This window comes from Kitasatospora sp. NPDC048298 (genome assembly GCF_043201465.1).
Taxonomy (GTDB): Bacteria; Actinomycetota; Actinomycetes; order Streptomycetales; family Streptomycetaceae; genus Kitasatospora.
In genome coordinates this window covers 1-1105 of record NZ_JBICYZ010000182.1, presented here as the reverse complement: position 1 = coordinate 1105, position 1105 = coordinate 1, and the positions used below count along the sequence as shown (strand labels likewise).

Sequence of the window (1105 nt, the reverse complement as noted above, 5' to 3'; positions counted from 1 at the left end):
ACCGGCCCGGCCAACACCGGCGCGGGCAGCGGCCCCGGATCCACCGGCGACCCGCGCTACCAGGACTTCACCCCCGAGCAGCTCGCCCAGGTGGTGAACGACGAGGCGCTGTTCGTCACCCGCTCCGGCCAGCACTTCACCGCCCCGGTGTGGATCAGCGAATTCGGCGCCGCCGGACGCGGTTCCACGAACACCAAGGAGCAGACCTGGTTCGACCGCTTCACCGACATCCTGGCCGCCAACGACACCGACTTCGCCATCTGGCCGCTGGTCGGCTGGCAGGCCGGTGGCGTCCCGAACGACAACTGGGCCCTGCTCTCCTACGACGCCGACGGCCGGCGGCTCGGCCTCGACGACGCCGGCGACTGGCGCGCCACCGACTGGCACAAGCTGGTCGAGGCGCCCTCGTACACCGGTCGAGTCGCACCGGTGAACCACTGGAACATGCTCGACCTCGACCACGCGGACCAGAACGTCTCCACCCGCATGCTGGCCCTGCCCGACTGGAGCAGCGGCAACCGCAAGGGCAACTGCCCCGACGGCCAGCGGCTGATCGGCCTCGGCCGCGGCGACAGCCGCGGCCTGTGCACCGACGCCGGACAGCCCGTCACCGGCGGCGGGAACTGGGTGAGCGTCACCGACCAGCGCTACGTCAGCGGGGGCGACTGGGCCTCCGGCTACGACAAGCTCCAGTGCCCCGACAACACGTTCGCCGTCGGCTACAGCGTCAATCGGAACGCCATGGCCGCCCTGCTCTGCGCCCCGTCCGCCACCCCGCTGCCCACCACCGGCCGGACCGTGTGGTTCGACCACGGCGACAACCGGCCGGCGACCGGCGGCTCCACCGCCAGCGACTGGGCGCCGGGCTTCTACAAGGGCCAGTGCGCCGACGACGAGTACGTCGCGGGTGTCGCCGACACCTGGAAGTGGCTCCACTACGGCGCCCCGGACGTGCTGCTCTGCCGTCCGCTGCGCTGACGCCGCACGGCGCCCGGAACGCGGTGGGGGCGGGGGGGGGGGGGCCCCCGGGCGCCGCGGCGGGGGGGGGGGGGGGGGGGGGGGGGGGGGGGGGGGGCGGCGCGGGGGGGCGGGGGGGGGCCCGGGG

1 pseudogene is annotated in these 1105 nt (G+C 74.8%); it reads left to right on the top strand.

The window, feature by feature from the left end:
* Positions 1-978: pseudogene (locus tag ACGF0D_RS44340) on the top strand (glycoside hydrolase); the annotation flags it as partial.
* Positions 979-1105: the final 127 nt, after the last annotated feature.